Genomic DNA, 6,875 nt, shown 5'->3' with positions numbered 1-6,875 from the left:
TTTTTGACGGCCTCTTTGGCGATACGAGGTTCGGCCTTTTTGACGGCTTCTTTGGCGATACGAGGTTCGGCCTTTTTAACGGCTTCTTTGTTGGATCTTTCCATATATTCATCGAAAGATTCTGCGTACTCCATTTCTTCAATCATGATGTTCTCCAGTTCATTTCGGTGCTTTTCAAGAAAAGATACCAGGTATCCCTTGCTTTGACATTCTTCAATGACCTCGCGCATAATCGTCCGATCATCGGTTGTCTGGTTGTTGGTCTGATCGCTGGTCGTCTTGTTGTTCATACCGCATTCCTCTTTTGATTTTATGTCAGATCGTCTCTTTTTGCTGAATTTTTTATAAATTTTGCAAAAACCGATGTATTGGCCTGTAATTGTTTCTTTGTTTTCATCATTGATTACAAAGACCGTAAAGTCGTACTTGCTTTTTGGCATACTGTCAAACATTTCAGAAAACGCATATTCTTTTTTCCGGGGATTGCTGGGCCCGTAATCGTAAGAGGCGATGACATAGAATTCTGGGGCCGGAAGATGCATTGTTTTCTGCTTGTTGTAACGCAAATTCTTCAGTTTATGGCGATGAATATACTGCCGGTAGGTGCTGACAAGATATTCATTCATTCTGAGCCCGATATTGGGACAAGGGGTGCTCTGAGCTTCCACAAGATAAAGGCGGGATTTCTTCCCGACGGTGACAGAAAACCCCAGATCGTTTCTCAGCGAAGCTGACAGCGTCATATCGGTGAGAGTTTCAATGGAGATCTTGCTGTTCTTGTTGCTGTTCTTGTCAGCTGAGCTGCTTAGCTCAGTATAGAGTTTAATGACATTCTCCATGTCACTGAACAGGAGCTTAAAAACGGAATCACAAAGCAGTCTTTGACTCTTTTCTTTTGCAATCTCGGCTTGCCGCCGGTTTTTTAATATCTTTTTGGCCATGATACTACCTGATGGAAAAAACGATGTTTCATAGTATAGACGATATTTATCATCTGTAAACAGGAAAACATTATCTTTTAAGGTTGTGAAAATATGTGTGTATCATAGCGATAATATGCTAATTCGTTACGAGCTGAGTTTACTTTTTATAGTTGTGTATAACGGATGTGCTAAAATTTTAATTCTGATGATGGCTGTTATTATCCTGTTCCAAAACCGATCGCAAAAATATAACATTAGCAGCACAAGTCTTTGTAATACAAGGGTTTTGAAGCTGATGACAGCAAGATGGTTAACTGTGAATATCTTTTTTGGGTTCGGGAGCGTCCAGACATCTGAGTTATCCACAGCGTGATTTTATTGAGGAGATGTTTTATGGGAGAACTTCAGAGACTGGCTGATTGTATGAATTAAGATGTTTCGGATAGCAGTGCTGCTGCTGTTACTTAAATAACCAGATTATAATCTATATGTAAGTTTGAGGATATCCGGCTCCGAAAATGTCGTTGATTTCTGAAATACTCCCTGCGATCCCGGGTTAAGGACAGAGGTCTTTTATGAACAGAAGGGGATTAAACCTTTTCTTCTGCCGGAAAACCGGAGACAGCATGACCGGAAATGAAAAATACCGGAACCGCCCGCAAATATCCCACGGATAAAGGGAGGGCAGGCGCGCCGGGAATCCGGAATGGCATGGGAGAACCTCAGGGGCGGAAATCATGAGGCCCCTGGGATTCCGGTGTCATCAAAGGAGTCTTGTTCCCGTCATGGGGCAGTGGCTTCCTTGCTGGTTCCGGCGATCTTAAAATTCCCGGAAACCGGATGATTTCAGCGTGATGGCAGTTTTATCTCCTTTTCAAAGCGGAACATTTCATCAGGAGGGCCGCTATGGCCGGAGCTGCTGTTTCCGGTGCCTTCGGCTTCAGGTTCATGCGGATCGGGGTGATGACTGTTAAAGAATTCCACGAGCCGAAAACCCAGGCGGTTAATGTAAAAGTGGATGTTTCTTTTTTCAAAATAAGGCGTTACGGTTTCCCAGACGGTAATTTCGGGATGCATCCTTTCAACAGCCTGCCAGGCTGCGGCGCCGATGCCGCGGCTGTGGAGTTCCGGAGTCACAAAGAGGAGATCCAGGTAACCCCGGTTTCCGCGGTTCTGATAACGACGCCGCCGGCGGGCTTGCCGTCTGCGATGATGCGGAAGGCGGTTCCCGCGGAAATGGCCTCCCGAATGGTGTCCCGCGAAATAACATTCCCGTCTTCTTCAAAATGATCGTCTCGTAACCCGAATTCTTCCAGAGCTCCGTAGTTGAATGCGGTTTGATTAGCGGTGATAAACTGTTCCTGATCCCGGAGATCCAGCGGATTTAGCGTTACCTGATTAAGGGGGGCTTTTGCTGACATGACGGCTCCTTTCATTTTTCGCCTGGGCACGGGATCAGTGTACCTCATTTGCGGCCGGGATGCTAAGCGCCGGAAGAGTGAGGGCGGTAACGGCTGGGGCCCGGCGGAATCGGGAGGTACCGTTACGCGTCAGGGCCGGGAAGATCCTGTCATTTCCCGGCTTTCCCGGGCTTTTCTGCCAGGAGGCCTTCTCGGAAGGTTAAAAATGCCGCGGCCAATTATGATATAATTTTCGGGCCGGGGATGCTTCTCCGGAGCCGCTATGGAGTTCTGCCCGGGGCAGGCTGCGTTGCGCCGTGATTGACCGGATTCAGGCTGTACGCCGCGTCCGTCAGATGCGATAAAGGCAGGAACACCTTTATTTCCAACTTTCCAAAGGCCGCTTTGAGATGACTAAAGTTTATAATTTTTCAGCTGGACCTTCTATGCTTCCGGAACCGGTAATGGCCCGGGCGCAGAAGGAATTTCTTAACTATAACGGACTGGGCATGAGCGTTATCGAAATGTCTCATCGCTCCAAGGAATATCAGGCTCTTGCCGATGAAGCGGTTCAGGATCTTCGGGATATCCTGCGGCTTCCGGATAATTATCAGGTGCTGTTCATGCACGGCGGCGGCCGGGGCATGTTTGCCAATGTTCCCATGAATCTGGCCTCCAAGGACGGCTCTGCCGACTATGTCCATACCGGAGCCTGGTCCGGCTATGCTCTCAAGGAAGCAAAGAAGTATACCAGAGTGAATGCCCTGGAGCTGGAATGCGTGAACGATAAGGGCCAGCATTCTCTCAATATGGATGCTCTCAAGCTGGATCCCGCTGCCTCCTATGTGCATTACTGCATGAATGAGACCATTCACGGCATCGAAATCTTTGAACCCCTGGATACCGGCAGCGTTCCTTTGATCGCCGATGCTTCCTCTACTATTCTCTCCCGTCCGCTGGATGTGACCAAGTACGGCATTATCTATGCCGGCGCTCAGAAGAATATCGGCCCCTCCGGCTTCTGCGTGGTTATTATCCGCGATGATCTCATTAAGGAACCGGCTCCGTTCACTCCGGATGTGTCCAGCTTCCAGATCACCCGGGACAAGGGATCCATGTTCAATACCCCGAATACCTTTGCCTGGTATCTGTCCGGACTGGTATTCAAGTGGATCAAGGACGAAATCGGCGGTCTCGAGGCCATGGAACAGCGCAATAAGGAAAAGGCCGCGCTCCTTTACGACTGCATTGATTCTTCCGATGGCTATTATGTGAACAAGGTGGATCCTCAGTACCGTTCCCGCATGAATGTGGTATTCAATCTCCGGGATGAGAGCCTGAGCGATGCTTTCCTGAAGGAAGCCAAGGAAGCCGGTCTCAGCGGCCTCAAGGGACATCGCGTGCTGGGCGGCATGCGGGCCAGCCTTTATAATGCCATGCCGCTGGAAGGCGTTAAGGCTCTTACTGATTTTATGGCGGCCTTTAAGAGCCGGCACTGAGCCTGAGCATTTTCAGGAGCGATGCCGAAGACGGGAGCGTCTTTTTCGTCCGCTCTCTTTAAAAGAAAGCACCCCGCAGATCCCTGCGGGGTTTTCGCATTAAAGAGGCGGATTGTTTTAAGCGGCCCTTAATCTTCCTCCCCCGGAATCAGAAAGAGGGAAGCCCGGGATAAAGAAAATCAGCGGGAAGATTTTTCCTGAAAGCATTCCCTTGGCATCAGGTGAGCAGGAATCCTTTTCGGGGAGTTTTTACCCCATTCGGGAGCTCCTTCCTGCAAGCATTCGCCAGACCTTCATTATCCCGGCATAAATCCTTGCTCCCCCCTGAAAAACCCGGTGATACCGCGTGCCCTGAGGATGGGACATCAGGGTTTCCGCAATCTCCTCGGCCGTGGCTGCGGCTCCGGTATCCCAGTTATAGTACCGGGGGTAAAGAAGAAGGGCCCCGATAATGAGATCCGTGAGATCCCGTATGGAGTTTCCGCGGCGGAGCGCAGCCGCCCGGGCGATTTCGTTTCCGTCCTCAATGCTGACATCCCGGGTAAGGCCGTAGCCGGCATAGAAGGGCATCCCGTACACCACTGTTTTTTTGCCCCGGAGCAGGGCTTCGAATCCCGCAAGGGAGCTTATGGTGTGCACCTCATCGGCGATCTCCGCGAGATCCGGAGCGCCCGTGTCAGGTGCGGCAATATAGTCAGCCAGTCTTTGGAGCTCCTCCGCCTCCGGAAGCCCCTCGCGGAGGCCGTTAAGAACGTCAGGATGGATTTTTACCATGATAAGGGCCCGGGGATTGTCCTTTCTTACCCGGCGGAGGAGGGAGATATTGGTGTACCCAAGGCCCCCGGTAATGACCGAGGCATCGTTATCCACCTGGGCGGGAATGAAGATCACCCTGTCGTAATTGCCGGGATTGTCCCGGAGGAGAGCGGTTACTGCCGGAACCGGTTTTGGGGTTATTCCGGAGCGGTACTTGGTGATTCCGCCCTTAATAATAAGATCCCGGAGCTTTTCCCCGCGGAGGCGGAGATCCTGATAGTCCGGGCGTTCCCGGAGATGCCTGAGGATGCTTTCCAGATCCGAGGGCCGGCAGGGATCATAGTAAATGCCGGTTTCGTCAAAGGCCAGGGAGTAGGGATAGTAATAGTTGCAGCCGAGGCCGTTGGAGCGGATAAAGGCATCCTCGGCCCGTACCACCGTGATGCCCCGGGAGACGAGATCCTGAGCGAGTCTCCGGAGCTCCGGGTTTTTGGCTTCCAGAGCGCCCCAGAACACCGCCTGATCCCCCGCCGCGAAGATTTCCCCGATCCGGCCCGCATCAAGATAACGCCGCGCGGTTTTTAACATCAGTACTCTGATGCGTGATCCCTTAAGAAACGGCGGGTGATTGGGGCGTTACCACAGGGTGGCCATGATAATGTGCGCGGTGGTCATAGCTGAAATCCTTTGTTCCTGACGCTGCAGCCGGGGGGGGGGGGGGAAGCCGCATTTTCTCCTTAGTCCTCGGGGCGGAATAAGGAGTCATCCTTTCCTCTTAAGAGATCCCGCGCCTCCGGGATTCTGTTTATCCTCGCAGATATGATGCGGCGATCTCTTCCGGGCCGATTATCTCTTTCCCTGGCTTCTGGCTGCCGGCTCCTTTTCCTTAACAGCCTTTTCCCGATTCGGGGGTTAACCTCTTTTATTATGGATAAAGAAGAGGAATCCGGTAACGAGGCCGGCAATGGCCCCGTAAAGATGGGACGGCGCCGATACCTGATAGTTGGAGACCTCGTTAACCTGCTGATTCAGGGAGGTGAAGTGGAAGTTGTTTCCGTACATGTTCCGGGTGATTTCATCAAAGCCGAATTCCGGGTGATTGAAATCGATGTAGATTTTAGCGGCCACGGCAGCCAGGATCACGCCTCCCTTCCAGTCAAGCTCGATAAGGAGCCGGGCGAGTCCCGCCGCAGTTACCATGCCGTGGAGGGCGCCGGACATGCCGCCGTATTCGGAAGTGTTGGTGAAAAAGAAGATCCCTAAGGTGACGGCGAGACCGGACACGGCGAAGGAGATCAGGCGGTGGGCCCAGGTGGCGCAGGATTCCGCGAAGAAGAAAAACCAGATAATGAAGAAGCCGGCCAGGTTTTCCGCAAGGTGATGCAGGTCGAAATGCGCAAAGTTCCCGGTAATGAATTCCCAGTACTGGTGCTGATGGGTGATATCCCAGGGGCTGAGACTCCATAATGAGGGATGGTAATAGGAGCATCCCAGGCTTGCGGCAGCGATGAGGGCGAATACGATAATGTTGATTGCCTGTCCTTTCATGTTTTCTGAATCCTGCTTTCTGATAATTCTGATCCCGCGGCGCCAGGGCCGGCAGGGCGGTTTCTCTCTATTCCCCGAAATAAGCGGGAAACCCCGGTATCCCGGGATTATAAGCCTTTTGCGGGGGATGATCCATTTATAAAGGGAGGCTGTGATTCAAAGGGTGCCCTGAGGAGAGGCGCCGGGAGCGCTGCCGGAGTCCCGGCGGGAAATATTGCGGATACATTCCCGGATTCTTTCACGCTCCGGATTAAACCCGGCTGAGATTCCAATAGAGCGGGTGGATGTCATCGGGGGCGGCGGGATTTCACCAAAAGGGTATTTAAGCGGGAGATGATAATGAAGTCCGGAGATAATCTCTTAAAATTATCAGGAGGTTTCTCAGGAGGTTTCTCAGGATTTTCCCCCTGATTCCGCGCCCGGGGATCATAAAAAACCGGCATAATCCTTAAAAATATGAGGTTTGCGGAGCCGCGGGAATTCTGAATTCCCGGAGACCGGAATTCCGGCCGGAGGAAGATAATAACCCAGGTCCGGAGATTGTCTCCGGAAGGGGGCGATGGGCGGGGAATTTCTGCTTATTAAAACAAAAAAAGGCTTCCGGGAAGGAAGCCAAAATTAATAAGGAGGATTATAGTTAAGGATATTAGGAATTCATCTGCTGTTCCATAGCGGCGATTTCTTCTGCCGGAATTCTGTAATGTTCCTTGTCGGTAACACCGTCAGCAGCCATACGCTCCTTGAGAGGG

6 protein-coding genes are annotated in these 6,875 nt (G+C 51.5%); 1 reads left to right on the top strand and 5 read right to left on the bottom strand.

Annotation, left to right across the window (positions count from 1 at the left end):
- The 3 genes from ACJROR_RS07520 to ACJROR_RS07510 form a co-directional block, all read right to left on the bottom strand.
- A partial coding sequence (locus ACJROR_RS07520) for a hypothetical protein (RefSeq protein ID WP_406546583.1) occupies nt 1-941 on the bottom strand: 941 nt, incomplete at its 3' end.
- Nucleotides 942-1,769: 828 nt separating this feature from the next.
- Nucleotides 1,770-2,060 carry a hypothetical protein gene (locus ACJROR_RS07515; protein WP_406546582.1) on the bottom strand — a complete coding sequence of 97 codons (291 nt, stop codon included), beginning with the start codon at nt 2,058-2,060 and terminating at the stop codon, nt 1,770-1,772.
- Nucleotides 2,057-2,344, bottom strand: coding sequence for a hypothetical protein (locus ACJROR_RS07510; protein ID WP_406546581.1), 288 nt, complete (start codon nt 2,342-2,344; stop codon nt 2,057-2,059). Before ACJROR_RS07510 ends, ACJROR_RS07515 begins: the two co-directional genes overlap by 4 nt.
- A 389-nt stretch (nt 2,345-2,733) precedes the next feature.
- Here ACJROR_RS07510 and serC point away from each other — a divergent pair, with 389 nt between their 5' ends.
- Nucleotides 2,734-3,822 carry a 3-phosphoserine/phosphohydroxythreonine transaminase gene (gene serC / locus ACJROR_RS07505; RefSeq protein ID WP_406546580.1) on the top strand — a complete coding sequence of 363 codons (1,089 nt, stop codon included), beginning with the start codon at nt 2,734-2,736 and terminating at the stop codon, nt 3,820-3,822.
- A gap of 249 nt (nt 3,823-4,071) precedes the next feature.
- On the opposite strand, the gene ACJROR_RS07500 is transcribed toward serC, so the two are convergent.
- Nucleotides 4,072-5,166 (bottom strand): beta-3-deoxy-D-manno-oct-2-ulosonic acid transferase, encoded by a 1,095-nt coding sequence (locus ACJROR_RS07500; RefSeq protein ID WP_406546579.1) that lies wholly within the window; start codon nt 5,164-5,166, stop codon nt 4,072-4,074.
- Between the two features lie 324 nt (nt 5,167-5,490).
- Nucleotides 5,491-6,126 (bottom strand): rhomboid family intramembrane serine protease, encoded by a 636-nt coding sequence (locus ACJROR_RS07495; protein ID WP_406546578.1) that lies wholly within the window; start codon nt 6,124-6,126, stop codon nt 5,491-5,493.
- Between the last annotated feature and the right edge of the window lie 749 nt (nt 6,127-6,875).

Source organism: Succinimonas sp. (assembly GCF_045225735.1).
Classification (GTDB): Bacteria; Pseudomonadota; Gammaproteobacteria; order Enterobacterales; family Succinivibrionaceae; genus Succinimonas.
Note: the sequence above shows the minus strand (reverse complement) of the source record. Positions and strands in the feature narration are given on the sequence as shown.

Excerpts from the sequence above, each read along its gene's own strand:
- ACJROR_RS07510 (WP_406546581.1), bottom strand. The coding sequence starts at position 2,344 with ATGTCAGCAAAAGCCCCCCTTAATCAGGTAACGCTAAATCCGCTGGAT.
- serC (WP_406546580.1), top strand. The coding sequence starts at position 2,734 with ATGACTAAAGTTTATAATTTTTCAGCTGGACCTTCTATGCTTCCGGAA.
- ACJROR_RS07500 (WP_406546579.1), bottom strand. The coding sequence starts at position 5,166 with ATGTTAAAAACCGCGCGGCGTTATCTTGATGCGGGCCGGATCGGGGAA.
- ACJROR_RS07495 (WP_406546578.1), bottom strand. The coding sequence starts at position 6,126 with ATGAAAGGACAGGCAATCAACATTATCGTATTCGCCCTCATCGCTGCC.